This window comes from Pseudooceanicola pacificus (genome assembly GCF_009789075.1).
GTDB classification, from domain to species: domain Bacteria; phylum Pseudomonadota; class Alphaproteobacteria; order Rhodobacterales; family Rhodobacteraceae; genus Pseudooceanicola; species Pseudooceanicola pacificus.
Window position 1 is genome coordinate 182,478 of sequence record NZ_WNXQ01000002.1, and the last position, 25,601, is coordinate 208,078.

General features: G+C 66.7%; 20 protein-coding genes, 1 tRNA gene and 1 other RNA gene. 10 read left to right on the top strand and 12 right to left on the bottom strand.

The window, feature by feature from the left end; genetic code table 11:
• Positions 1-4 precede the first annotated feature (4 nt).
• Together GLS40_RS03930 and GLS40_RS03935 are read left to right on the top strand one after the other, a co-directional pair.
• On the top strand, positions 5-889 hold the full coding sequence (locus tag GLS40_RS03930) for an SMP-30/gluconolactonase/LRE family protein (protein WP_160381414.1): 885 nt from the start codon (positions 5-7) through the stop codon (positions 887-889).
• A 31-nt stretch (positions 890-920) separates the two neighbouring features.
• Positions 921-1,904, top strand: coding sequence for a sialic acid TRAP transporter substrate-binding protein SiaP (locus GLS40_RS03935; RefSeq protein WP_160381415.1), 984 nt, complete (start codon positions 921-923; stop codon positions 1,902-1,904).
• A gap of 605 nt (positions 1,905-2,509) precedes the next feature.
• On the opposite strand, the gene GLS40_RS03940 is transcribed toward GLS40_RS03935, so the two are convergent.
• Both GLS40_RS03940 and GLS40_RS03945 read right to left on the bottom strand, forming a co-directional pair.
• Positions 2,510-5,023 carry a cation:proton antiporter gene (locus GLS40_RS03940; protein WP_160381417.1) on the bottom strand — a complete coding sequence of 838 codons (2,514 nt, stop codon included), beginning with the start codon at positions 5,021-5,023 and terminating at the stop codon, positions 2,510-2,512.
• A 378-nt stretch (positions 5,024-5,401) separates the two neighbouring features.
• The gene (locus tag GLS40_RS03945; RefSeq protein ID WP_160381419.1) at positions 5,402-6,610 is read right to left on the bottom strand and encodes an ROK family transcriptional regulator; all 1,209 of its coding nucleotides are present in this window, start codon (positions 6,608-6,610) and stop codon (positions 5,402-5,404) included.
• Positions 6,611-6,806: 196 nt separating this feature from the next.
• Between GLS40_RS03945 and GLS40_RS03950 the strand changes: the two genes are divergently transcribed.
• The 3 genes from GLS40_RS03950 (at position 6,807) to GLS40_RS03960 (ending at position 9,794) form a co-directional block, all read left to right on the top strand.
• On the top strand, positions 6,807-7,817 hold the full coding sequence (locus GLS40_RS03950; RefSeq protein WP_160381421.1) for a sugar ABC transporter substrate-binding protein: 1,011 nt from the start codon (positions 6,807-6,809) through the stop codon (positions 7,815-7,817).
• Positions 7,818-7,935: 118 nt separating this feature from the next.
• Entirely contained in the window at positions 7,936-9,018 is a 1,083-nt protein-coding gene (locus tag GLS40_RS03955) for an ABC transporter permease (RefSeq protein WP_160381423.1), read from the top strand.
• Positions 8,994-9,794, top strand: a complete 801-nt coding sequence (locus GLS40_RS03960; protein ID WP_202075878.1) for an ATP-binding cassette domain-containing protein — start codon at positions 8,994-8,996, stop codon at positions 9,792-9,794. The genes GLS40_RS03955 and GLS40_RS03960 overlap by 25 nt, the downstream gene beginning before the upstream one ends.
• Positions 9,795-10,311: 517 nt before the next feature.
• Here GLS40_RS03960 and GLS40_RS03965 read toward each other — a convergent pair.
• Positions 10,312-10,401: transfer RNA gene (locus GLS40_RS03965), tRNA-Ser, on the bottom strand.
• A 546-nt stretch (positions 10,402-10,947) separates the two neighbouring features.
• On the opposite strand from GLS40_RS03965, the gene GLS40_RS03970 reads away from it, so the two are divergent.
• On the top strand, positions 10,948-12,225 hold the full coding sequence (locus tag GLS40_RS03970; protein ID WP_160381425.1) for a DEAD/DEAH box helicase: 1,278 nt from the start codon (positions 10,948-10,950) through the stop codon (positions 12,223-12,225).
• A gap of 180 nt (positions 12,226-12,405) precedes the next feature.
• On the opposite strand, the gene GLS40_RS03975 is transcribed toward GLS40_RS03970, so the two are convergent.
• From GLS40_RS03975 to tyrS, 9 genes are all read right to left on the bottom strand, one after another.
• Positions 12,406-13,200 (bottom strand): enoyl-CoA hydratase/isomerase family protein, encoded by a 795-nt coding sequence (locus tag GLS40_RS03975; protein WP_160381427.1) that lies wholly within the window; start codon positions 13,198-13,200, stop codon positions 12,406-12,408.
• Between the two features lie 100 nt (positions 13,201-13,300).
• On the bottom strand, positions 13,301-13,516 hold the full coding sequence (locus tag GLS40_RS03980; RefSeq protein ID WP_160381429.1) for a ribbon-helix-helix domain-containing protein: 216 nt from the start codon (positions 13,514-13,516) through the stop codon (positions 13,301-13,303).
• The gene (locus GLS40_RS03985) at positions 13,513-13,701 is read right to left on the bottom strand and encodes a DUF4169 family protein (protein WP_160381432.1); all 189 of its coding nucleotides are present in this window, start codon (positions 13,699-13,701) and stop codon (positions 13,513-13,515) included. The genes GLS40_RS03980 and GLS40_RS03985 overlap by 4 nt, the downstream gene beginning before the upstream one ends.
• A gap of 1 nt (position 13,702) precedes the next feature.
• Entirely contained in the window at positions 13,703-15,097 is a 1,395-nt protein-coding gene (gene fumC / locus GLS40_RS03990) for a class II fumarate hydratase (RefSeq protein ID WP_160381434.1), read from the bottom strand.
• 156 nt (positions 15,098-15,253) lie between these two features.
• On the bottom strand, positions 15,254-15,829 hold the full coding sequence (locus GLS40_RS03995; RefSeq protein WP_235905769.1) for a class I SAM-dependent methyltransferase: 576 nt from the start codon (positions 15,827-15,829) through the stop codon (positions 15,254-15,256).
• Positions 15,830-15,981: 152 nt separating this feature from the next.
• The gene (locus tag GLS40_RS04000; protein ID WP_160381436.1) at positions 15,982-16,479 is read right to left on the bottom strand and encodes an SspB family protein; all 498 of its coding nucleotides are present in this window, start codon (positions 16,477-16,479) and stop codon (positions 15,982-15,984) included.
• 101 nt (positions 16,480-16,580) lie between these two features.
• Positions 16,581-17,828, bottom strand: a complete 1,248-nt coding sequence (gene chrA, locus GLS40_RS04005) for a chromate efflux transporter (protein WP_160381439.1) — start codon at positions 17,826-17,828, stop codon at positions 16,581-16,583.
• 101 nt (positions 17,829-17,929) lie between these two features.
• Positions 17,930-18,280: a transfer-messenger RNA gene (ssrA, locus tag GLS40_RS04010) on the bottom strand.
• A 615-nt stretch (positions 18,281-18,895) separates the two neighbouring features.
• Positions 18,896-20,149, bottom strand: a complete 1,254-nt coding sequence (tyrS, locus tag GLS40_RS04015) for a tyrosine--tRNA ligase (RefSeq protein WP_160381441.1) — start codon at positions 20,147-20,149, stop codon at positions 18,896-18,898.
• Between the two features lie 64 nt (positions 20,150-20,213).
• On the opposite strand from tyrS, the gene GLS40_RS04020 reads away from it, so the two are divergent.
• The 4 genes from GLS40_RS04020 to GLS40_RS04035 all read left to right on the top strand — a co-directional run bounded on the left by GLS40_RS04020 (position 20,214) and on the right by GLS40_RS04035 (position 25,451).
• On the top strand, positions 20,214-21,320 hold the full coding sequence (locus GLS40_RS04020; RefSeq protein ID WP_160381442.1) for an anhydro-N-acetylmuramic acid kinase: 1,107 nt from the start codon (positions 20,214-20,216) through the stop codon (positions 21,318-21,320).
• A 199-nt stretch (positions 21,321-21,519) separates the two neighbouring features.
• A complete protein-coding gene (purQ, locus tag GLS40_RS04025; RefSeq protein ID WP_160381444.1) occupies positions 21,520-22,188 on the top strand; it encodes a phosphoribosylformylglycinamidine synthase subunit PurQ in 669 nt (222 codons plus the stop codon).
• Positions 22,189-22,340: 152 nt separating this feature from the next.
• Complete coding sequence (locus GLS40_RS04030; protein WP_160381446.1) at positions 22,341-24,098, top strand: sensor histidine kinase; 1,758 nt, start codon at positions 22,341-22,343, stop codon at positions 24,096-24,098.
• A gap of 18 nt (positions 24,099-24,116) precedes the next feature.
• Entirely contained in the window at positions 24,117-25,451 is a 1,335-nt protein-coding gene (locus tag GLS40_RS04035) for a sigma-54-dependent transcriptional regulator (RefSeq protein ID WP_160381448.1), read from the top strand.
• Positions 25,452-25,601 lie beyond the last annotated feature (150 nt).

Genomic DNA, 25,601 nt, shown 5'->3' on the forward strand with positions numbered 1-25,601 from the left:
CGGGATGAGCAAACCGACAATCGACTGTGTCCAGAAGGCTGACGCCCAGCTTGGCGAAACCCCGCTGTGGGATGCGGCGCGGGGCGTGCTCTGGTGGATCGACATCGAGCGCCCGACGCTGTGGCGGCTCGATCTGGCGACCGGAAAGGCCAGCGCGCTGGAACAGCCCGGGACCTACCTCGGCAGCCTCGCGTTGACGCGCTCCGGCCGGCACCTGATCGCCCGCGATCTCTCGCTCCTTCTGCTCGACCCAGGGACCGGCGCGACCGAGCCCTTTGCCGAGACTCCGGGCGAGGCGATGCCCGACACGCGGCTCAACGACGGGCGCGTCGATGCGAAGGGGCGGCTCTGGATCGGCACGATGGACAATGGCCTGACGGACGGGCGAGGGGGGTTTTACCGGGTCGATCCGGATGGAGCCGTGGCGGCGATCTTCGGCGACGTGATCGTCTCGAACGGCATCGCCTTCGACCCGGACGGGCGGCACATGTACTTCACCGACACGCGCCGGTACATCACCTATCGCCTGACGCTGGACGCGTCGGGTGAGCGGGTCGAGAACCGCGAGATCTTTGCAGATTACAGCGCCACCGGCGACCGCCCCGACGGGGCCTGCGTGGATGCCGACGGCTGTCTCTGGCAGGCGTTCTTCGGGGGCGGCAAGGTGGTGCGCTACGCCCGCGACGGGCGCATCGACCGCGAGATCGCGCTGCCGGTCTCCAACCCGACCTGCCTCTGTTTCGGGGGGCGCGACCTGCGGACGCTCTTCGTCACCAGTGCAACGAAATTCCTTACACCCGACCAGCTGGCCGCAGAGCCGCTGGCCGGGTCGGTCCTGGCCATAGACGGCGTCGGCCAGGGTGTCCCGGAATGTCTCTTTGGCGCCTGAAGACCCTAAGAAAAGGAATTGGGAGGAAGACATGACACTTGCATATCTGCGCACCGCCGCACTCTCGGCGGCGACGATGATCGGACTGGCGGCGGGCGCCGCGGCCCAGGACAGGATCGAGCTGATCTTTTCGGACGTGAACCCGGCCGAGGTGCCGCGGTCCAAGGCGATGACCGACATCTTCGCCGAGGAAATCGGCGACGCCTTCGACTTCAAACCCTATTTCGGCGCCACGCTGATGAAGCAGGGCACCGAGCTTGTCGGCCTGCAGCGCGGCAATATCCAGATGGCCGGCCTGCCGCCCTCGGACCTCGCCCAGCAGGCGCCAGAGTTCGACATACTTGGCGCGGCCTATGTGGTCCGCGACCAGCCGCACCTCAAGGCGATCTTCGACAGCGAGGTCGGCGATCAGCTCAGGCAGATCGCGCGTGACAAGCTCGGGGTCGAGATCCTCGGCACCTTCTACTACGGCACGCGCCAGGTGAACCTGCGCGGCGACAAGGAGATCCGGACGCCCGCGGACATGGCGGGCGTGAAGCTGCGGATGCCGGGCGGCGAAAGCTGGCAGTTCCTCGGCAAGTCGCTGGGCGCGAACCCGGTGCCGATCCCCTACACCGAGCTCTACACCGCCCTGCAATCGGGCGTCGTGGACGGGCAGGACAACCCGCTGCCGAACGACAAGGCGATGAAGTTCTACGAAGTGACCGACCAGATCGTCATGACCGGCCACAACGTGGGCTTTGGCATGCTGCTGGTCTCTTCGATGGTCTGGGACGACCTGACGCCCGAGCGGCAGGCGATGCTGAAGGCCGCCGCCGACAAGGCGACCGCCTGGTCGGACCAGCAATACCTCGACCAGGAGGCCGAGCTGGTGGCGTTTTTCGAGGGTGAAGGGCTCAAGGTCTATACCCCCGATGTGAAGGCCTTCCAGAACCATGCGCAGGAGATGTACCTGAACTCCCCGCTGTCGGACTCCTGGCCCGAAGGGATGCTCGACGCGATCAACGCGCTCTGAATCGCTGGCGTGACGACGGTTCGGGCGAGGTGCCTGAACCGTCTGTCGCTCTGCGTGAGCCGACCCAATGCGCTCATCCGTCCCTTGGAGCGCCTCGCGCGGGTCTTGCGGTCGTCATCGAATGACGCAGCGAAGGTCCGGTATCGGACCGTCCAAACCTGTTCGGTGATCGCGCAGACCGCAGCGTCCGATTGACCCTTGAACATGTCGATCAGTGTGCCGTCCCGATGCTGGCGCAAGCGCCGCCCCTGCGCCGGTATGTCTGAGAAGGCCGCAAAAGATGTCGCCACACGGGTTCCCCCTGCGTTCCGATCCGACGGCTAGGCGATACCGTTTGCATCGTTTGCCCGCTATCGCACAGCGGTTGCGCTCGTCGTGCGGCAGGCCGCTGGGGCAATCACACAGACAGGTAGCGATCCAATCGGGTTGATCACCGCGAAGAAGGTGATGAACGCCTGGTTGGTGGCGGCCAGGTCCATGACAGCTCACGTCAACTTCGGCTTGGCCTTTCCGCACCAACGGGCACCGGGTTTTCAAATGTCAGGCGCCAAAGCCCCGCGCGGCTGCCGGCGCGTCCGGTGCAATGGACCGCTCCGTCCACCGGATCATGTGCTGGCCACGTTGTCCGGCAGCAGGGCCGAGGGGTCGATTCCGCGCGCGTTGGCACTTTCGCGGACCGCCTGGCGCAGGGTCTCGCTGCGTTCGAGCAGACGGCGGAACCTCTCTTCGTCGAGCACCAGCAGCGTCGTGGGGGCAATCGCGCGCACCTCGGCGCGCCGCGGCCGGCTGCTCAGCACCGCCATTTGCCCGAACATCTCTCCCCGCCCGAGGCGCCATGTCTGACCCGCGGCCGTCAGCTCCACCGCGCCCGAGGCAATGAAAGCGACGCTCCGGGCAGGGCTGTCCTTGCGGATGATCACCTCTCCCGCATCGACATACCAGGTGGTGAGCGCCCGCCCGAGCCGCTTCAGCGCCGCCTCGTCGAGATCCGCGAACAGCGGGAACTGACGGACCAGCGCCACCCGCTGCAGCCTGACGTCGAGATCCGGACGACTTTCGATCGCCGCGCGCCGCGCGTTGAGTCCCTGCATCAGGGCGGTGTGTACCTCGGCCCCGATCAGCCCGTCGTCCCGCATCGCGACATATTCGCGTTCCTCCAGGCGCAGGGCGGTGCGGCGGATGAAGCGGCGCTCCAGTTCCTCCGCATAGCCCGGGTATTGCAGGCGCAGGCCTTCCAGCGCCGTCTCCACCGCCTCGATCCGGCGCGAGAGCAGTTCCTGCAGCAGATCGGCCACCCGGCGGCCGTGAATCCGGCGGATGCGCCCGTCGATGAAAGGCCCCAGATCGCGCAGGATGAGGCGCTGCGACAGCAGCAGCTCGAACCGGTCCGCCGTCATCCGCGCCAGCGGCCCGGCAAGGCCGAACCAGTCATGCAGCCGCAGTCTCACCCGGAAAGGCCGGCCATAGGCGACGCTGCGGCGTGCCGCACGCTGGTAGCCGTTGCGCCCCTGGGTGCGGGCGCCCTCGATCAGGCTTTCGGCGGTCGACAGGACCTGATCCGCCATCCGCGCCGAGATCGTGCGCTCGCGCACCCGGGACAGGATCACATCGCGTTCGTGGCCGGCCAGCGCGATCAGACCCAGCGTAATCCGGTCGCGATCGAGGATATCGGCGCTTTCCTCGGCCTGCTTCACCGCGCGGTCCAGCCGCTCGCCGAACCGCTTCGCCTCGGACCGGACGATCTCGTGGCTCAGATCGTAATTGTCGGTGGTCCGCGCCACGTCCTCGCGCACCGTCTGGAGCGCGACGGCGACCACCTGACGGGACAGCGCCTCGTCGATCGGCGAAAGCCGGTCGAGCCCGAGCCATGAGATGACCGGCCTGAGCGTGGTCCCCTGCACCACCAGCGTGAAGAGCGTGAAGCCGGTGGCAAGGATGCCGACCACCCGTTGGATCCCGTCCGGCACGCGGAAGCTTTCCGTCACCGCAAGCGCCAGGGCGAGCGTCACCGCCCCCCGCAGCCCGCCCCAGAGGATCGCCACCCGGTAGGGGCGCTCCACCACCGGAGACAGCTTGAGCGTCGACAGGAGCGGCAGGAGCCCGAAAAGGATCACCATGCGCGCCGCGATGGCGGCGACGACCACGACGCCGACCAGTACGAAATCCGTCAGCCTGATCTCTTCGAGCAGCCGGGGGATCAGCAGGGCCGCCAGAATGAAGATCAGTGCCCCGGCCCAATGCGCCAGCACGTCCCAGAGTTCGCGCATCATGGCCCAGCTCTGGGGCGGCAGTCGCCCCGGCGCGGTCAGGTTCAGGGTCAGGCCGGCTGCCACGACCGCGATCACGCCGGAGGCGCCCGCGACCTGCTCGGCCCCGATATAGGCGAGGTAGGGCAGAGCGATCGAGACCGAAAGCTGCGCCAGTTCGAAGCGGCTGAAGAGCGCCATGATCCAGACCGCACATCGGGCGAGCAGCCAGCCGGTGAAGGCGCCCCCGAGGATCAGCCAGGGAAACCGCGCGAGCGCTTCGCCCAGGTCCGGGTCCGGCACGCCCAGCATCACGAAACCCATGAAGAGGCCGAAGAGCGAAATCGCGGCGGCGTCGTTCAGCAGACTCTCGCCCTCGATGATCCGGGCCAGGCGGCGGGGCGCCGAGATGGAGCGGAAGATCGAGACCACCGCCGAAGGATCGGTGGTCGAGACGATGGCGCCGATCAGCAGGCAGGCGGTCAGCGGCAGGGCACTGGCCCAGGAAAGCGCATAGCCGACACTGACCGTGGCCACCACCACAGCAACCACCGCCAGCAGCAGGATCGGCACCCAATCGTCCAGCATGCGCCCCAGATTCATCCCCAGCGTCGCCTGGAACAGCAGCGTTGGCAGGAACACGTAGAGGAAGACATTGGACCGAATCGGCAGGCCGAGGATCGCCTCGGCGGCCGGATTGAGGGCATCTGTCAGATCGGTCTGAAGGAAGAAGATCGCCCCGGCCCCGATCAGGATCCCCAGCACGGCGAGGATCACGCTGTATGGCAGCCGGAGGCGCGCCGCGAGCGGCTCGGCGGCGCCGATCAGCAGAAAGAGCGACGCAATGATCGTGGTGATAATGACGATGTCCATACACCGGAATTACCATGCAGGCGGGGGGACGGAAGGGAGAATTGGTACAGCGACGTCCGGGACCGCCAGAGATCTGCCCGCCGGTCGTTTTTTCGGTGGTTCGGTCGCGCTCGAGTTCAGCAAAGTCTCGCCGTCGTCACACGATGACCGCTTGTGCCAGCGCGCAACTTTCGCGGTCGGCGGCGGTCAAGGTCCACGTCTGGGACCGCAGATATCGACGACGGTGCAGACCGGGGCGGGAAGCGGTCGTTAGCCGCACCTCTGATGAAAGTCAGCAGTACGCGGAACGCAAAATCCCTGAATTTGCGCTCACCATCCGCCGCGGATCGTCACGACGGGCCTTGGCCGCCATCCAATCAGCGCCGGGGGACAGACAGGTCAGATCCTCAGGTTCGCCGAAAGGCCGGCATTCGTGTTCAGCAGGAACTGCGAGAAGAACGGGCTGCTCGCCGCGCCGATGCCGCGGGCGTTGTGGCCGATGCTGCCGGCCTCGATGCTGGGTTCGATCAGCCCGCGCTTGTCCTGGTTCAACAGGTAGCGCCGGGTGCGTTCGACCAGCCGGTCGCGGACATCCGTGGGAAAGGCGCCGTCGATCACGATGGCCTCGAAATCGATGACCGAACAGATCGACAGCGAGGCCTTGGCGAGCTCTTGCGCCGTCTGGCCGATCCACGCGTCGACATGGCGGGAAAAGGCGCTCCAGTCCTGCGGCTGCTGCCAGATCGCCGAGGGGTCCAGCCCGGCCTCGACCAGGCGCGCCTCAAGCAGGTTGATCGACGCGACATCGATCAGCTGTTGCGCTTCGCCCAGCGGGCCGGTGCTGCGCATGGATCCAAGCGCGCCGGCATTGCCCTGACTGCCCTCGTAGACCGTGCCGTTCAGCACCACGCCGCCCCCGATGAACGAGCCGATGAAGAAGTAGGCGTAGTCGCGGTGCTCGATGTGGCGGCCGTACAGCCGTTCGGCCCGGCAGGCCGCCGTCGCATCGTTGACGATGAAGACGGGAAGATCGCTGAAGGCGGCGACCTCGGCGGCGAAATCCACATCCCGCCATGAGCGGAATTTCTCGGCAGCGATGCCGACAAGGTCATGCCAGCGCCACAGCTCGAACGGGGTGGCGATCCCTATGCCGCAGGCGCGATCCCGCAGGCCTGGCGGTATCTGCTCGATCATGTCGGTCAGCCCGGTGCGCAGGAACCCGAAGACCGCGTCGGGCATGGGATAATCGTAGCTGGTGCGGGATTGCGCGCGCACGGTTCCGACAAGGTCCAGCAGCACGAGATCCGCGCTGCGGCGGCCGATCTTCAACCCGATGGAAAAGGCGCCGTCGGGGTCCAGCTCCATCGGCAGAGAGGGCTTGCCGATCTTGCCGCGCACCGGCTCTCCGCGCCGGACCAGCCCTTCGGTTTCAAGGGTGCGCAGGATGGTCGAGACGGTCGGTTTGGACAGGCCCGTCTGGCGCGCCAGTTCGGCCGCCGAGACGGCGCCGGCCATCTGCAGGATCGACAGAAGCAGGCGTTCGTTATGGTCGCGAACCCCGCTCTGGTTCACGCCTGTGCTTGCTGTTCTGATGCGGGTGCCGTCCATGCGCTGAACCGTAGTGACCTCCTCTGACAAAGCAAAGATAGATCAGGATGGTTAGTAAGTAAAGTTTCCAAACTAATTGACAGCTGCCTCAGAATCGTATTGGTTCGGGGCAGGTCGCGCCGCTCTATGCCGTGGCGGACCGGGATCGGGAGGGATCCTGAACCGCAATGGAATTCGCTTTCAAAGGGAGGAACGCATGAAGACCCTTACCACCACCGCGGCCCTGGCCGTGACCCTGTATGCCGGGGCCGCCTATGCCGAGATCAACGCCTGTCTGATCACCAAGACCGACACCAACCCCTTCTTCGTCAAGATGAAGGAGGGCGCCACCCAGGCGGCCGAGGCCAAGGGCATCAACCTGTCGACCTTTGCCGGCAAGTATGACGGCGACGTCGAGACCCAGGTTGCCGCAGTCGAAACCTGCATCGCCTCTGGCGCCAAGGGCATCCTGATCACGCCGACCGACAGCCGCGCGCTTGTCCCGTCGATCACTCAGGCGCGCGACGCCGGGGCCATCGTCATCGCGCTCGACACCCAGTTCGAACCCGCCGACGCCGCGGATGCGACCTTTGCCACCGACAACTTCAAGGCCGGTGAACTGATCGGGGAATGGGCGCGGGCCAAGATGGGCGCGGACGCGGCAAACGCCAAGATCGCACTGCTTGATCTGAGCGCATCGGAAGTGTCGGTCGATTACCAGCGCGACAACGGCTTCCTGCAGGGGTTCGGCATCGACATCAAGGATCCGACCGATATCGGCGACGAGGACGATCCGCGCATCGTGGGCAACGATGTGACCAACGGCTCCTCGGATGGCGGCCGCACGGCGATGGAGAACCTGCTGCAGGTCGATCCCGACATCAACCTCGTCTACACGATCAACGAACCGGCGGCGGCTGGCGCTTATGAGGCGCTCAAATCCTTCGGCAAGGACCAAGGTGTCACCATCGTTTCGGTCGATGGCGGCTGCCCGGGCATTCAGGATGTGGCCGCGGGCGTGATCGGCGCGACCTCGATGCAGTTCCCGCTGCTGATGGCGTCCAAAGGCATCGAAGCCATCGCGCAATTCGCCGAAACCGGCGAGAAGCCGAAGAACACCGAAGGGCTGGATTTCTACAATACCGGTGTCGAGCTTGTCACCGATCAGCCGGTCGAGGGCGTGCCGTCGATTTCGTCGGAAGAAGCCATGGCCAAGTGCTGGGGCTGAGTGCAGCCGACCTGCGGGGCAGGGCGCCTGACCGGCGCCCTGCCGCCTTACGAGGCCCCCGGCAGGTCTTTGAAACCATTTGACGCGGCGGCCGGACGTGCCGTCATGGGAGAGAGGCATGTCAGACCAAACCATGCCGCCCCGCAAGGGGCAGGATTATGAACAGGTTCTCGACGGCAGCGCCACCGAAGTCGCCGCCTTCGAACGCCGCAACGAAACCGTGCTGAAACGCATTCAGCACATTCTGCACAACAACCCGACGCTTGTGCCGGTGGTGGTCCTGCTGATCAGCCTTCTGGTCTTTGGCCTGATCGCGGGCGGGCGGTTCTTTTCCGCCTTCAATCTCAGCCTGATCCTGCAACAGGTGTCGATCATCGGCATCCTTGCCGCCGCGCAGTCGCTGATCATCCTGACCGCGGGCATCGACCTGTCGGTCGCGGCGATCATGGTCCTGATGTCGGTCATCATGGGCAATCTGGCGGTCTTTGCCGGGGTGCCGACGTTTTTCGCGATCCTCGCGGGCCTGGCCGGCGGCGTGGGCGCGGGGCTGATGAACGGCTGGTTCATCACCAAGGTCAGGCTGCCGCCCTTCATCACCACGCTGGGCACCTGGTCGATCTTCTACGCCCTGCTGCTCTGGCTTTCGGGCGCGCAATCCATCCGCGGCCAGGATATCGACACCAACGCGCCGTTCCTGAAATTCTTTGGCCAGTCCTTCGACATCGCCGGGGCGCGCATCACGCTCAGCTCGATCCTGATGATCGTCATCTTTGTCGTGCTCTGGTACATGCTGAACAAGACCGCCTGGGGCCGTCACGTCTATGCCATCGGCGACGACAAGGAAGCCGCGGACATGTCGGGCATCCGCACCGACCGCACGCTGCTGTCGGTCTACGGGGTGGCCGGTTTTGTCTGCGCGCTGGCGGGCTGGGCCTCCATCGGCCGGGTCGGTTCGATTTCGCCGCAATCCTTCTACGAGGGCAACCTGGATTCGATCACCGCCGTCGTGATCGGGGGCATCTCGCTCTTCGGCGGGCGCGGCTCCATCCTGGGCGCGCTGTTCGGCGCGCTGATCGTGGGCGTGTTCCGCTCTGGCCTGCGCCTGTCGGGTGTGGACGTGCTGTGGCAGGTCTTTGCCATCGGCTGGCTCATCATCATCGCGGTCGCCATCGACCAATGGATCAGAAGGATTTCGGCATAATGTCCACGCCTGTTGTTCAAGCCCGCGGTATCGTGAAGCGCTATGGCCACGTCACCGCGATCGACCATTCCGATTTCGAACTGCGCGCGGGCGAGGTCCTCGCCGTGATCGGCGACAACGGGGCCGGCAAGTCCTCGATCGTCAAGACGATCTGTGGCGCCACCATCCCCGACGAGGGCGAGCTGCTCATCGAGGGCAAGCCGGTGAAGTTCAGCTCGCCGATGCAGGCGCGGGAGATGGGGATCGAGATCGTCTATCAGAACCTCGCGCTGTCTCCGGCCCTGTCCATCGCCGACAACATGTTCACCGGCCGCGAAATCCGCAAGCAGGGCTGGCAGGGCAAGTATCTGCGGATGCTGGACAAGCCGGCGATGGAGAAGTTCGCCCGCGACAAGCTGACCGAACTGGGGCTGATGACCGTGCAGTCGATCAAGCAGCCGGTCGAGACCCTGTCGGGCGGCCAGCGCCAGGGCGTCGCCGTCGCCCGCGCCGCGGCCTTTGCCACCAAGTTCATCATCATGGATGAGCCGACCGCCGCCCTGGGTGTCAAGGAAAGCCGCAAGGTGCTGGAGCTGATCCAGGATGTGCGGGCCCGCGGGATCCCGATCATCCTGATCAGCCACAACATGCCCCATGTGTTCGAGGTTGCCGACCGCATCCACGTGCATCGCCTGGGCAGGCGGCTCTGCACGATCGACCCCAAGGACTACACCATGTCCGATGCGGTCGCCTTCATGACGGGTGCCAAGGAACCCCCCGCCAAGGACGCCGCCTGACCGCGCCCGACAAAAGAGCCGAGGCGCTGCCGGATGAACCTCCGGCAGCGCCCTGTGCATGCCGGGGCAAGCGGACCGCGATGGCCTGCCGCAGGTGCCCGGGAGGCCGGCGCAGTCCGATGGTCTGGCCGACGCAATGACGGCCACCGGACGGGCCGTGGCGCTGATCTGCTGTCCTGCAACGTCCTCGATTTTGGGTCTCGCTGTTTTCCACCTGAGGAGACAGACAAGGAAGGCAGACCCTTCACAGCGACGTGCCGGATCCATCGGCCCGCGCCTGAGGGATCAACGATCAGACACTTCGCCGCCGCCATGATCGCCGGAACCAGGCGAGAGGACCGGAGTCCCCGTCAGCCGACCGGTGCCGTAGCCCAAGCCTCGGTTCATCAGACGGAATGATCGGCGCCGGGCAAAACCGAAATCGGGCCATCTGGATCGAAATCAGGCGCAGGGGGCGCAAGTTCTGAACCTCGGAGGTTTGAACAGCCCCGGATGCCAATCAACAGAAGTGGTGAAATGGCGGAGACGATGGGATTCGAACCCACGAGACGGTTTCCCGTCTACTCCCTTAGCAGGGGAGCGCCTTCGACCACTCGGCCACGTCTCCGCCGCCGGGTATAGCTGTGCAAGCACAGGGGATACAAGGCAAAATTGCCGCGTCCCGACAATCTGGCGCAAAGGGTTCAAACCCTTGAAAACGCGGGCCAACGGGCCGATTGACGCCCCGAACGGGTGGCTGTGGGCCGTCGAAATCGGATCCCGCCCGACTGGGCAGGGTGTCGAAACCGAACCGCAGGCCGACAGGGCGGGGGTGCAAACCGCCTTGCAGGGCCTTGGTGGCAGCCTCAGGCGGGGCGGGCAGGGGGGCGCCTTCTGCCGCGATGCAGCAGCGGACCCTTGACTTTCCGCCGGCGAAGGCGCACTTGCCCCAAGACGCTGTGCTGCCGCGTGAGCACGCAGGGCCCGCAAGGGGCCATCAGCGCACCGCAGACCAGTTCCCCATCACGCAGGGTTCCTGACGCGCCGGCCGGATGCCGCGGGATGAGCCCGCAGGTGCCCAAGGCCGCGCCGACCCTCTTGGCCGCACCGGTTGCGGCATCACAACGGCCGTGCCCGTGCCCTGCGGGGCTGCGCGGTCCGCAAAGGATACGATTTGTTCGATTTCGAAATGCTCGGCCTCGCGCCGGCACTGAATACCTCCCTGAAACGCATCGGCTTTACCGAGCCGACCCCGATCCAGAACCAGGCCATTCCCCTGGCGCTGGAAGGGCACGACATCCTGGGCCTGGCCCAGACCGGCACCGGCAAGACGCTGGCATTCGGCCTGCCGCTGGCCGATCACCTGATCGCCCAGTCCACGCCGCCCGAACCCAAGGCACCGCGCGCCCTGATCCTGGCCCCGACGCGCGAGCTGGTGAACCAGATCGCCGACAGCCTGCGCGCGCTGACCGAAGGCACGCGCCTGCGCGTTGTCACCGTGGTGGGCGGGCAGTCCATCGGCCGCCAGATCGCGCAGCTGGCCAAGCGCACCGACATCCTGGTGGCGACGCCGGGCCGGCTGATCGACCTGATGGACCGCCGCTCGGTCGACCTCGGCTCGGTCAAGCACCTGGTGCTGGACGAGGCGGACCAGATGCTCGACCTCGGCTTCATCCACGCGCTGCGCAAGATCGCGCCCAAGCTGGGCACGCCGCGCCAGACGATGCTGTTCTCGGCCACCATGCCGAAACAGATGGAAGAGCTGTCGCGCACCTATCTGGACAACCCCCGGCGCATCCAGGTCACGCCTCCGGGCAAGGCGGCGGACAAGGTCACCCAGACCGTCCAGTTCGTGCCCAAGGCGCAGAAACCGGCCGCCCTGCGCGAGCTGTTGTCCAAGGACCGCGAGGCGCTGACGCTGGTCTTTGCCCGTACCAAGCACGGCGCGGAAAAGCTGATGAAGGGCCTTGTGGCCGACGGGTTCAACGCGGCCTCGATCCACGGCAACAAGAGCCAGGGCCAGCGGGACCGGGCGATCAAGGGCTTTCGCGACGGCGAGATCAAGGTGCTGGTGGCCACAGATGTGGCGGCGCGCGGCATCGACATCCCGGGTGTGGCCTATGTGGTGAACTTCGACCTGCCCGAGGTGCCCGAGAACTATGTCCACCGGATCGGGCGCACCGCCCGCGCCGGGCGCGAGGGCGAGGCGATCGCCTTCTGCTCGTCCGACGAGACGGACATGCTGCGCCGCATCCAGAAGCTGATGAAGATCGAGATTCCCGTCATCGGCGGCGGCAGCCTGCCGGCCGAGAGCGAAGGCAGCGGCGGGGCAGGGCGCGGCAGGCCCGGCGGCCAGCGTCGTGGCGGGGGCGGACGTCCCGGCTCGGCCAAGCCCGCGGGTCAGGGGCAGGCCAAGCGGCGCCGCCCGCGCCGCCGGTCCGCAGCCGCCTGACCCGGGCCAGGAATAGGCGCGCCGCAGTCATCCTGCGGCGCGTTTGCATATGCGGGGGGCGCGGTGCGGCTGGCATCGTCCGTCAACGCATCGAAACCCCGAAGCCGCGGGCAGAGTGGGCCGGGCGAGACCTGGCGCCGCCTGACGCTGCGCCCGCCCTGAGCCGACGGGGCGATACCGTCAGCGCCCCTTGAACACCGGCTTGCGTTTTTCCAGGAAGGCCTTGCGCGCTTCCTGTCCGTCCTCGCTGCCAAAGGCCATGCGGATGTTGGCGACCTCGTAGCGCAGCTGCTGTTCCATGTCGGTGGCGTTGTAGGCCTTGACGATCCCGCGTTTCAGCAGGCGCATCGTGATCGGCGACCATTCGCAGAGCGACTGGCAATAGTCCTCAAGCCGCGCGGCAAAGCCTTCGTCCGAGACGGATTCCCCCGCCATCCCCCAGTCGACCGCCTCGGCGCCGGTGACGGTGCGGTTCTCCATCATGAAGCGCATCGCCTTTTCGTGGCCCATGGCCTGGGGCAGGGTGATGGTCAGCCCGGCGTCGGGCGATCCGCCGATCCGGGTGTAGCCCGCCATCAGCCGCGCGCTGTCGGCGATCAGCCGGGCATCGGCGGCCATCGCCAGCCCCAGCCCCGCGCCAACCGCCACGCCGTTGATCCCGGCAATCACCGGCTTGTCGCATTTCTGGCGCAGGGCCAGCAGGAACATGCCCACCCATCCGGTGTCGTTCAGCTGGCTGTCCATCGGCGACATGGGCGAGAAATCGTCGCCCCCCGACAGGTCCAGCCCGGCGCAGAAGGCGCGGCCCGAGCCGGTGATCGCGATCACCCAGACAGTGTCGTCATGGGCGGCGGCCTCGACCGCGCCGATCACTGCCCAGGCGAGCTCGCGGCTGAGGGCGTTCATCTTGTCGGCCCGGTTCAGCGTGATGGTGCGGACATGGCCCGTGTCGGTAATTTTCACCAGGTCGGTCATTGCGGTTCCCCTAAAGACTGTCGCGCCAAGGAAAGACGCCCGCCCCGGCGCTGCCAAGGCGCGGGGCGCGGAATTCACATGGATGCGGGGGCGGGGCGGGCTAACGGGTGCGGAAATGGGCCAGCACGTGCAGGCGGATCGCGGTGGCCAGTCCGGTGTCGGGGTCGCGGGCCTCGTCGATCTCGGCGGCGAGGTCGTTGAGCGTGCGGTCCCCGGCCTCGGCGATCTCGCGGAAGGCCTGCCAGAACTCGTCTTCCAGCGAGACGCTGGTGCGGTGCTGGCGCAGGGTCAGGGACCGCTTGACCGGGCGGCTCATTCCTCGGTCCCGGGATCCCGGCGGTGGCCGTCCAACTCGCGCCGGGCCTTGTCGGCGCGGGCCTTCTCGGCGTCTTTCTCGGCTTTGGTGCGGCCGAATTTCACCGCGTTCTCATCGGCGCGGGCCTTTTTGTCGGCCCGCGCCTTGTCCTTGCGGAACCGGTTCAGGTTGACCGGCTGCGCCATGTCAGTCCTTGGGTCCGATCATGTCCTCGGGCCGGACGATCCGGTCAAAGGTCTCGGCATCGACAAAGCCGAGGGCGATGGCCTCTTCCTTCAGCGTGGTGCCGTTCTTGTGCGCCGTCTTGGCCACCTTGGTGGCGTTGTCGTAGCCGATGGTGGGGGCCAGCGCCGTGACCAGCATCAGGCTTTCCTTCATCAGCTTGTCGATTCGCGCCGTATTGGCCTGGGTGCCCGTCACCATGTTGTCGGTGAAGGATCCCGCCGCATCGCCCAACAGCTGCATGGATTGCAGCACGTTGTAGGACATCATCGGATTGTAGACGTTCAGCTCGAAATGGCCCTGCGACCCGGCAAAGCCGACAGCCGCGTCATTGCCCATCACATGGGCGCAGACCATGGTCAGCGCCTCGGCCTGGGTCGGGTTCACCTTGCCGGGCATGATCGAAGAGCCGGGCTCGTTCTCGGGCAGGATCAGCTCTCCCAGGCCCGAGCGGGGGCCCGAGCCGAGCAGGCGCAGGTCGTTGGCGATCTTGAAGAGCGAGGCCGCCACGGTCTTCAGCGCGCCCGAGAACATGACCATCGCATCATGGGCGGCCAGAGCCTCGAACTTGTTGGGCGCGGTGACGAAGGGCAGACCGGTGATCCCGGCCATGTTCCGGGCGACCATCTCGGCCCAGCCCTTTTTCGTGTTCAGCCCGGTGCCGACGGCGGTGCCGCCCTGCGCCAGTTCGTAGATGTCGGGCAGGCAGGCCTTGACCCGCTCGATCCCCTTGCGGACCTGGTGGGCATAGCCGCTGAACTCCTGCCCCAGGGTCAGGGGGGTGGCGTCCTGGGTGTGGGTGCGGCCGATCTTGATGATGTCCTTGAACTCGTCGCGCTTGGCTTCCAGCGCGGTGGCGAGCTTTTCCAGCCCCGGCAGCAGCACGTCGCGCGCCTGCATGGCGATGGCCACATGCATCGCGGTCGGGAAGGTGTCGTTGGACGACTGGCCCATGTTGCAGTGATCGTTCGGGTGGACGGGTTTCTTGGACCCCATCTCGCCGCCCAGCATCTCGATCGCGCGGTTCGAAATCACTTCGTTCGCGTTCATGTTCGACTGGGTGCCCGATCCGGTCTGCCAGACCACCAGCGGGAAGTTGTCGTCGAACTTGCCGTCGATCACCTCGGTCGCGGCGGCGACGATGGCATTGCCGATCTCGCTCTCGATGGTGCCCAGTTCCAGGTTGGCCTGCGCGCAGGCCTTCTTGACCACGCCAAGCGCCCGGATGATCGGGACCGGCTGCTTTTCCCATCCGATCGGAAAGTTCATGATCGAGCGCTGCGTCTGCGCGCCCCAATACTTGTCTGCGGGAACTTCGAGCGGTCCGAAACTGTCGGTTTCGGTGCGGGTCTGGGTCATCGTCCGGTACTCCGATGTTTGACGTCGGGCCTGCTATACGCGCTCGCCCTGACGCACGCAATCGTGAGGGCTGCCGCAGGGAGCGACGGGCCGGGACGCGAAAGGCCCGGGGAGCGCCCGGGCCTTGGCTTCATCGGTCGGGGCAGTGCCGCGCGCCTATTGCACCACGCGGCGGAATTCGAAGACGCGGGCGGGGGGCAGGTTGGCCCAGACGGTGCCGCGCTTGGACGCCGACACGCCCAGTTCCGCCTGCACCTCTGGCGGAATCGGGGCATTGGGCGAATAGGTGATCTGCACGAAGACGGCATCGGGCGCCATCACGCTGAAGGCCGGGCCCAGGATTTCGCGCTGGATCTGGGGACGGGCCAGCACCGGCACCCCCGAGATCACCGCGCCGATGCCGGTCAGCCCGATGCGGGCGATATCCTGCGCCGGGCGGTTCAGCACGGTCACGCCGGGGAATTTCTGGCACAGGGTCTCGCAGAAACGGGGGTTCATCTCCATCAGCGTCAGCCGCTCGGGCGCGATGCCGCGTTCCAGGATCATCCGGGTGAAACTGCCGGTGCCCGGCCCGATCTCGACGATGGGACCTCGGACGCTGTCCAGCCCCTCGGTCATCTTGCGCGCCACGGCGGCCGAAGACGGCGCAATCGCCGAGACTTCGGTCGGTCGCCGCATCATTTCGCCAAGGAAGACGGTGAAGTCACTCGCCATGCTCGTCAGGCCCCTCATCTGGTTGTCCTGAGCGGGAGAGAAAGAACATGTCGCGTCATCCGGCAAGCTGTGCCACGCGTATTTTACGAAAAATTCACAGAGCAGGACCGCAAAAGGCGAAAGCGCACAGTTCATGCAGAACCGCAGCTTTGCCCTGCAACACCTTGATCTTACTTACGGAAAGAATCCAGCCGGACGACATCCGCCGCGCCGCCGTTGTCCTTGGCGGGCTTGCGCTCGACCGCGTCCTTGGACCGGTCGCGCAGCGGCCGGGGCGGGTCGGGCGGCGTGGGATCGTCCTCGTCGGCCTCGGAGGTCTGCGTCTCGAAGCGCAGGCCGAACTCCACCGACGGGTCCACGAAGGTCTTGATCGAGTCGTAGGGGATGAACATCCGTTCCGGCGCATCGCCGAAGTTGAGCGTCACGCCAAAGCCCTCGTCCTCGACCACGAGGTCGTCGTACCAGTGCTGCATCACCACCGTCATCTCGCTGGGGTAACGGTCCTTGAGCCAGTCGGCCAGTTCCGCGCCCGGATGGGTGGTGTCGAAGGTGATGAAGAAATGGTGCTGGCCGGGCAGTCCTGTCTCGGCGACATCGGACAACACTTCTTGGATGAGACCACGCATGGCGCGGTGCATCAGGCTGCCATAGTCGATCGTTCCTGACATATGCCTTCCCGTTTCCAGTTGCCTGCAAGCATAGGGGATTCGGTGGAAAACAAAAGACGGACGGGGGAGAAAAATTGCCTTTCCGTCAAGCGTCTGCCTGTTCAACCGACAAGTGCATCCAGACCCAGGCCTGCCGCCGCCATGATGCCCAGAACCGCAATCAGTGGCAACCTCAGCCCCAGGATCAGCCCGCCCGCCAGCACAACTAGGCCGAGAGCGAGCGGCTGGAAGCTGGCGGGATCCGGCCAGGGCAGGTGGCCCAGGGCCCCGACGTCCGAAAACAGGATTTGCAGCGCGAAGCGGATCGACAGGTCCGCGATGACACCAGCCACCGCCGCCGTCACCGCCGCCAGCGCCGAGGCCAGCCGGGGGGTGCCCATCAGCCGGTCGACATGCGGCGCCAGGGCAAAGATCCACAGGAAACACGGCACGAAGGTCATCCAGAGCGACAGCGCCCCCGCCGCGAGGGCCATCGAAACGCCGCCCTGCGCGGCCCCGGCCAGCATGGCGACAAACTGGGTCACCAGGATCAGCGGCCCGGGTGTCGTCTCGGCCAGGCCAAGGGCGTCGATCATCTGCGTGGCGTCGATCCAGCCCTTGGTCTGCACCACGGTCTGGGTCATGTAGGCCAGAACCGCATAGGCCCCGCCAAAGCTGACAACCGCCAGCTTGCCGAAGAACAGCCCGATATCCGCCAGAAACGCCTGCCCGGCGAGCCAGAGGGCGGCGACCGGGGCGATCCAGAGCAGGCCCCAAGTCACGAATGCGGTGGCGGTTCCGCGGCGCGCATCGGGGGCGAGGTCGGCCTCTGGCGGCGCGGCGCGCCCCAGCAGCGCCCCGGCGGCGGCGGCAGCGGCAACGATCGCCGGGAAGGGCAGGCCCAGGATCAGGATCGCGGCAAAGGCCAGCACCGCGACGGCCTGTCCCAGCCGATCCGTCAGCGCCCTGCGGCTCAGCCGGATCATCGCCTGCAGGACGATCACGATGACCGTCGCCTTGATGCCCAGGAAGGCCGCCTGCACCGCTGGCAGCGTGCCCCAGGCGACATAGGCCAGCGCCAGCGCCGCGATCACCAGCGCGCCGGGCAGCACGAAGAGCAGCCCCGCCAGCAGACCGCCCAGCGTGCCGCGCAGCCGCCAGCCGCACCAGGTGGCCAGTTGCATCGCCTCGGGCCCGGGCAGCATCATGCAGAAGGACAGGGCGCCCAGGAACCGCTGTTCCGACAGCCAGCGGCTGCGCTCGACCAGCTCGCGGTGCATCAGGGCGATCTGCGCCGCCGGTCCGCCAAAGCTCAACACCCCGATCCGCCCGAAGACGCGGGCCATCTCTCTCAGGCTGGGGTCAGGCATCGGGGGTCTCCGTGGCGGCGCCGGACGGTCGTCGGGCATGGCACGGCATTTGGCAAGCGCGCCTGCGCGGGCGTCATGAAAACTTCACCGAAGAGGGGGGAAATGCAGGTTTCTGTTGCCAGGTACCTGCGAACCCCGCCTTACGCTGCTAGGCGCAAGGGCTTAAGATTCGATAGATCGAACCGCTTACGCGGCCAGAGCCATCGGAGCACGATTGTTGTTGGCAATTATGCTTAGCGTACCGATAACGGTGGTAACTCACCGGGACAAAGCAAACCCCTTTAGACGTTCGTCGATCCTGTTTCAGCCCCATGATCCCCCAACAAGGGATGTTTGGTGGAGCCGCCGGGTACCGCCCCCGGGTCCGATCCGCTTATTACGAGCGCGTTTATGTCCATAGTCGGTTGCCCGACATCCCGGATATAGGCGCTGGCCGTCCGGAATTCAAAGGGTTTGACGGGGAGATCCCGAAAATCCGCGCGATCACCTGAGGCCGAGGAAGCCGAGGATGAAGAGGATGATGACGATCAGGCCGACGATGTAGATGATGCGGTTCATTCTGGAGTCTCCATATGTTCAGGTCAGGGAACCAACGGCGGGTCGGGGACTATTGTTCCCGATCTCGTGAGGTGGGGGTGAGGGCGCGCGCGGCCGGAACGGGCCGGTTCCGGCGCGGAGGGGGGCGGCAGACACGGGGTTCGGCCGCCCGACTGATCGCGCTGCGGTCTGACGGCTCGTCGGATGTGCCGTCGCGACGGAGGTGCCACGAGTCCGGGCGCGGTCTTCCGGGCGCGGTCTGCGATCAGGGCAGCAGCCCGGCGGCGTGACGGGGCAGCGCCAAGCTGCCCATCGTCGCATGTCTGGCCCGGCGCAATGGCGCGACAAGGGCGAGCGGCGCATGCGCCGTCCCCGATCCGGCGTTGTCGTGCACGGAGTGCTGTCCGGGATGCCGGATCGCCCCTGCGGGCCTGTGCCGCGCGACCTGAGCGGCGCACCAAAGTCTTCGTCTGGAGCGCATGAACCGAAGCGATGGCAGGCCGCCGGGCTAATGCCCGGCAGCCAGACCGTCAGGCCGCGATCTTCACCAGCGCGTGCCGCTTCTTGCCCGCCGAGAGCTTTACCGGAGAGGCGAGGGCGGCCGCGTCCAGCACCATCCCGGCATCCGTCAGCGGCGCATCGTCGATCCGCGCGCCGTTGTCGGCGATCAGGCGCTTGGCCTCCTTGCCGGTCTTCACCAGCCCCGAGCGCACGAAGAGCTGCACAACCGAAATGCCGTCGCCGACCTCGGCCGCCGTCAGCTCCAGCGTGGGCAGGTCGTCACCCACGCCGCCCTTTTCGAAGACCTCGCGCGCGGTGGCCTCGGCCGTGGCGGCGGCCTCGGCCCCGTGCAGCAGGGTGGTCACCGCATTGGCCAGGATCACCTTGGCGCCGTTGATCTCGGACCCGCCGAGCGCACCCAGCCGGTCGCATTCGTCCACCGGCAGTTCGGTGAAGATCTTCAGGAAGCGGCCCACGTCGGCATCGGTCGTGTTGCGCCAGAACTGCCAGTATTCGTAGGGGGACAGCATCTTGTCGTTCAGCCAGACCGCGCCCGAGGCCGACTTGCCCATCTTGCGCCCGTCCGATGTCGCCAGAAGCGGCGTCGTCAGGCCGAAGATTTCGGTGTCCAGCACGCGGCGTGTCAGGTCGATGCCGTTGACGATATTGCCCCACTGGTCCGACCCGCCCATCTGCAGCACGCAGCCGTAGCGGCGGTTCAGCTCCATGAAGTCATAGGCCTGCAGGATCATGTAGTTGAATTCCAGGAAGGACAGCGACTGTTCGCGGTCCAGCCGGGATTTCACACTTTCGAAGGACAGCATGCGGTTGACGCTGAAATGCCGCCCGATGTCGCGCAGGAATTCCAGGTATTTCAGATCGTCCAGCCATTCGGCGTTGTTCAGCATCAGCGCCCCGGTGGGGCTGTCGTCATAGGTCAGGAGCTTGGCAAAGACGTCCTTGAGCCCGGCGATGTTGGCGTCGATGGCGGCATTGTCCAGCAGGGGCCGTTCCTCGGAACGGAAGGAGGGATCGCCCACCTTTGTCGTGCCGCCGCCCATCAGGGTGATCGGCTTGTGCCCAGTCTTTTGCAGCCAGCGCAGCAGCATGACGTTCATCTGGTGGCCGACATGCAGCGAGGGCGCTGTCGCGTCATAGCCGATATAGGCCGGGACCACCCCCGACACCAACGCCTCGTCGAGGCCCTGGTAATCGGTGCAATCCGCGATGAAGCCGCGCTCGCGCGCAACAGTCAGGAAATCCGATTTCGGGTTGTAGGTCATGGCTCTTGTCCGGGATGTGGTTCGGCGGCACTGTATAGGACCGAGGCAGGCAAAGGAAAAGGGCATGATGAGGCCCAGGGGGCAGTCGGTTCGGGTCAAGGCACTCGGGGCGATGTCGGGCACGTCGCTCGACGGCGTGGACGCGGCGGTGGTGGATACCGACGGCGTCGATATTTTCGGATTTGGCGCAACGGGTTACCGGGAATACACCCCGGCGGAACGGGCCGTGCTGACCGCCGCGCTTGGCCGCTGGCCGGGCGAGACCGGCGTGGATGCCGCCGCCGACGTGGTGCAGAGCGCGCATGAAGAGCTGATCGCCGGGTTCGACGGCATCGCGGTGATCGGCATGCATGGCCAGACCCTGGCGCATGAACCGCGGGGCAGGGGCACCCACCAGGTGGGCGACGGGCAGGCCCTGGCGCGTGCCCTGGGCGTGCCGGTGGTCTGGGATTTCCGCACCGCCGATATCCGCCTGGGGGGCGAGGGGGCGCCGCTGGCGCCGTTCTTCCATTTCGCCTGCGCCCGCTGGATCGGCGCGTCCGAGCCGCTGTGCTTCCTCAATCTCGGCGGGGTGGGGAACCTGACCTATGTCGACCCCTCCTTCGCAAGACCCGAGGAGGAGGGCGCGCTGCTCGCCTTCGACACCGGGCCGGCCAATGCGCCGATCAACGACCTGATGCAGGAGCGGCGGGGCGAGGTCTATGACCGCGACGGCGCGCTGGCGGCGCAGGGCGACGTGGCCGAGGGCGCGCTGGAGCTGTTCCTGGACGATCCCTATTTCTCGCGCATGCCGCCCAAGTCGCTGGACCGCAACGCCTTTGGCGACATGGTGGGGCTGGTGCGCGAGCTGGACGACGCCGATGCGGCGGCGACGCTGACGGGGATGTGCGCGGCCTCGGTGCTGCGGGGGATGGAACATTGCCCGACCCCGCCGTCACGGCTGCTGGTGACCGGCGGCGGACGCAACAACCCTGTGCTGATGGAGATGCTGCGCGTCTCGCTCGACTGCCCGGTGGAACCGGTGGAGGCGGCGGGGCTCGACGGCGACATGCTCGAAGCGCAGGCCTTTGCCTATCTCGCGGTGCGGGTGATGCGGGGGCTGCCGACATCCTGCCCCTCGACCACGGGGGTGCGCATGGCGGTTGGCGGGGGCGAGGTCAGCCGGGGCTGACATCGCGCCGCTCCGACCGGTTTGGCGGCATCTGCCGGAGGCCGGGCCGGGGCGGAGCCGTTAAGGCCCATTGCCGCATTGATCGTGCCACGGGCGCGCGATAAGAGGCGGATTATCCGCACCGGGCGCCCAAGGGCTCGTCGGAGAGAGCATCGGATGCCACCTGCCGGCCGCGCGCCGGTCTGCAAGGAGCCTGACCATGAAAGCCGCCGTCCTCGTCTTTCCCGGATCCAACTGCGACCGCGATCTCAAGGTCGCCTTCGAACAGGCCGGGGCCGAAGTCACCATGGTCTGGCACAAGGACACCGCGCTGCCCGAGGGGCTGGACATCGTGGGCGTGCCGGGCGGCTTTTCCTACGGCGATTACCTGCGCTGCGGGGCCATCGCGGCAAATTCGCCGATCTGCGCCTCGCTCAGGGCGCATGTGGAGCGCGGCGGCTATGCGCTTGGCGTCTGCAACGGGTTCCAGATCCTGACCGAGACGCGGCTGCTGCCGGGGGCGCTGCTGCGCAATGCCGGGCTGAAATACGTCTGCCGCACGGTGCCGCTGACGGTGCGCACCTCCGACAGCGTCTTCACCCGCCAGTACAATGCCGGCACGACGGTGCATATTCCGATCGCCCATCACGACGGCAACTACCAGGCGGATGCCGATCTGCTGAAGCAGCTGGCCGACGAGGACCGGATCGCCTTCACCTACGACGAAAATCCCAACGGCTCGGCCGGGGATGTGGCGGGGGTGCTGAGCGCCAACCGGCGGGTGCTGGGCATGATGCCCCATCCCGAACGCGCGGCGGACGAGGGGCATGGCGGCACCGATGGCCGCGCCCTCTTTGCCGGCATCATGGACGCGCTGGTCGCGGCCTGATCCGCAGGACAGCCAAACCCCCCCGAATTTTCGACGAAAATTCGCCCGCGCCCGGCGGCAAAACGTCAGGCGCGGGCGGAATGACGCCTTCGTGACGCGGGCCCGCTTCACCGCTGCTTGAGCGGTGAAGCGGCTCGGCGTAATCTGCAGGGATGGCAGCAACGGATACCGAGAAAAAGGGATCGGGCGGACCGATTTCGTGGCGGGCGCGGGTGGCGCTGCTGATCTTCGTGGCCGTGGCCTCGGGGGTGGTCTTCGTCACCAACTGGCTGCTCAGCGACCGCTTCACCCAGAACACCCGAAACCGGGCCGAGCTGCGCCTCGCGCTCTACGGCGGCAACCTGGTCAGCGAGCTGCAGCGGAATTCCATCGTGCCGCAGCTGATGGCCCGCGACCCGGCGCTGATCGGCGCGCTCAACAGCCTCGATTATTCGCAATCCACGCAGCGCCTGATCTCCTTCGTCGACGAGATCGGGGCCGCCTCGCTGATGCTGCTGGATGCGCAGGGCCGCACCGTGGCCGCGACCGACCGCAACCGTCTGGGCGAGATCCACGACCAGGCGCCGTTCTTCACCGATGCGGTACGCTCCAACGGCACCGTCTTCACCGTGCTCGAACGCGAGAGCGGCGGTTACCGCTTCACCTATTCCCGCAAGGTCGAGGCACAGGGCGCGGCCATCGGCGTGGTGGTGGTCGAGGTCGACCTGCAGAAATTCGAACGGGCCTGGGCCGGCATTTCCGACGCGGTGCATGTGGTCGACAGCACCGGCCGCATCATCCTGGCGACCGAGCCGCGCTGGCGCGGCAAGACCGAGGCCGACGCCCTGGCGACCGAGCCGCCCGCCAGCGCCATCCGCCGGGCGATCCAGGCCACCGCCGACTGGACGGCGCTGCCCGCCGACGCCTATCTGCGGGGCGAGGCGGTGATGCGCATGTCCTCGCGCATTCCGTTCCGCGGCTGGCAGATCACCAGCTTCACCACCTATGCCAGCATCCGCGAGCGGGTGAACGGTGTCCTCGCGCTCGAAATCATGGGATTTGCCATCCTGCTGGCGCTGGCCTTCTACGCGCTCAGCCGCAAGACCGCGCTGCGCATGGCGCTGTTCCAGCGCGAGTCGGCGGAACTTCGCGCACTGAACGAACGCCTGCAGCGAGAGATCGCCGAGCGCGAGCGCGTGCAGGAAACCCTCGCCGTGGCCGAACAGACCCTCGCGCAGAGCTCCAAGCTCGCGGCCCTGGGCGAGATGTCCGCCGCCGTCAGCCACGAGCTGAACCAGCCGCTGGCGGCGATGAAGACCTATCTCGCCGGCGCGGGCCTGCTGCTGCGCCGCAGCCGCCCGGACGAGGCGCTTTCCTCCTTCCAGCGGATCGACGACCTGATCGAGCGGATGGGCGCCATCACCCGCCAGCTGAAGAGCTATGCCCGCAAGGGCGGCGACGTCTTTGCCCCTGTAAACATGGGCGATGCGGTCAATTCCGCCCTCTCGATGATGGAGCCGCAGCTGCGCCGCCGCAAGGTGCGCATCAACCGTGCGCTGCCCGACCGCCCGGTGCTGGTGATGGCCGACCGGGTGCGGCTGGAACAGGTGATCATCAACCTCATGCGCAATGCGCTGGATGCCACCCAGGCCGTCCCCGCGCCCGAGATCGACATCCTGCTCTCGGCCGGGGAAACCGCCACTCTGACGGTGCGCGACAATGGCCACGGGATCGAGGATCTGACCGCCCTGTTCGAACCGTTCTACACCACCAAACGCCCCGGAGAGGGGGTCGGCCTGGGGCTTGCCATCTCCTCCGGGATCGTGAACGACCTCGGCGGACGCCTGACGGCACGGAACGCAACCGGGGGTGGGGCTGTTTTTGAAATGCAGCTGCCTATCTTGTCCGAGGACATCGAGGCCGCCGAGTAGGTTAACCGGAGTACATACATGCAAAAAGGCATGAAGATCGCGATCGTCGACGACGAACAGGACATGCGCCAGTCGATCAGCCAGTGGCTGGCTCTCTCGGGCTATGACACCGAGACCTTCCCGAGCGCCGAGGATGCGCTCAAGACGCTGGGGCCCGATTACCCGGGAATCGTGATCTCCGACATCAAGATGCCGGGGATGGACGGGATGCAGTTCCTCAAGAAGCTGATGGGCAATGACAGCGCCCTGCCGGTGATCATGATCACCGGCCACGGCGACGTGCCGATGGCGGTCGAGGCGATGCGCATCGGCGCCTTCGACTTCCTCGAAAAACCCTTCAACCCCGACCGGATGACCGAGCTGGCCAAAAAGGCCGCCAATGCCCGCCGGCTGGTGATGGACAACCGCGCCCTGCGGCGCGAGCTGTCGGACGGCGGCCAGATCATGAAGAAGCTGATCGGCGCATCCCCGGTGATGGAGCGGCTGAAGGAGGATATCCTCGACCTCGGCCAGGCCGACGGCCATGTGCTGATCGACGGCGAGACCGGCACCGGCAAGACCCTCGTGGCCCATGCGCTGCATGCGGTCGGCGCCCGGGCGGGCAAGAAGTTCGTGCTGGTCTCCTGCGGCGCGCTGGAGGAAGAGAAGCTCTCCAAGCGCCTCTTCGGCCCGATGCTGCCCGAAGACAGCCAGCTGCCCGCGATCGAGGAAGCCCGGGGCGGCACCCTGGTGCTGGAGGACATCGAGAAGCTCTCCGAGACCCTGCAGGCCCGCCTGCTCTCGGCGATCAACGACCAGGGCACCCCGGCAGAGACCCGGATCGTGGCGATCTCGAACATGCAGGAACAGGACCGCACCTGCGAGGACGCCCTGCGCCCCGACCTGTTCTACCGCCTGGCCGCGCTGCGCATCACCGTCCCGCCCCTGCGCCAGCGGGGCGAGGATATCCTGATGCTCTTCACCCAGCTCTCGGAACAGTTCTCCGAGGAATACGGCTGCGAGGCGCCTCAGGTCAGCGCGCAGGAGGCCGCGCAGCTGCTGCAGGCCCCCTGGCCGGGCAATGTGCGCCAGCTGATCAACGTGGCCGAACGCGCCGTGCTGCAGTCGCGCCGCGGTTCCGGCACCATCGCCTCGCTGCTGATGTCGGACCATGACGAGATGCAGCCGGTGATGACCACCGAGGGCAAGCCGCTCAAGGAATATGTCGAGGCGTTCGAACGCATGCTCATCGACAACACGATGCGCCGCCACAAGGGCTCCATCGCCAGTGTGATGGACGAGCTTTGCCTGCCGCGCCGCACCCTGAACGAGAAGATGGCCAAATACGGCCTGCAACGCTCGGACTACCTCTGAACCCGGCCAGGAGGTCCCCGGTCAAGCCGGGGACACCGCCGCCGCATCACACCAAGCCGCGCCACCCTCGCGGCAAGGGCACAACGCGCCTGCTTCCTCTGGCCCAAAATATCCTCGGGGGGTGAATTGGCCGCAGGCCAAGAGGGGGGC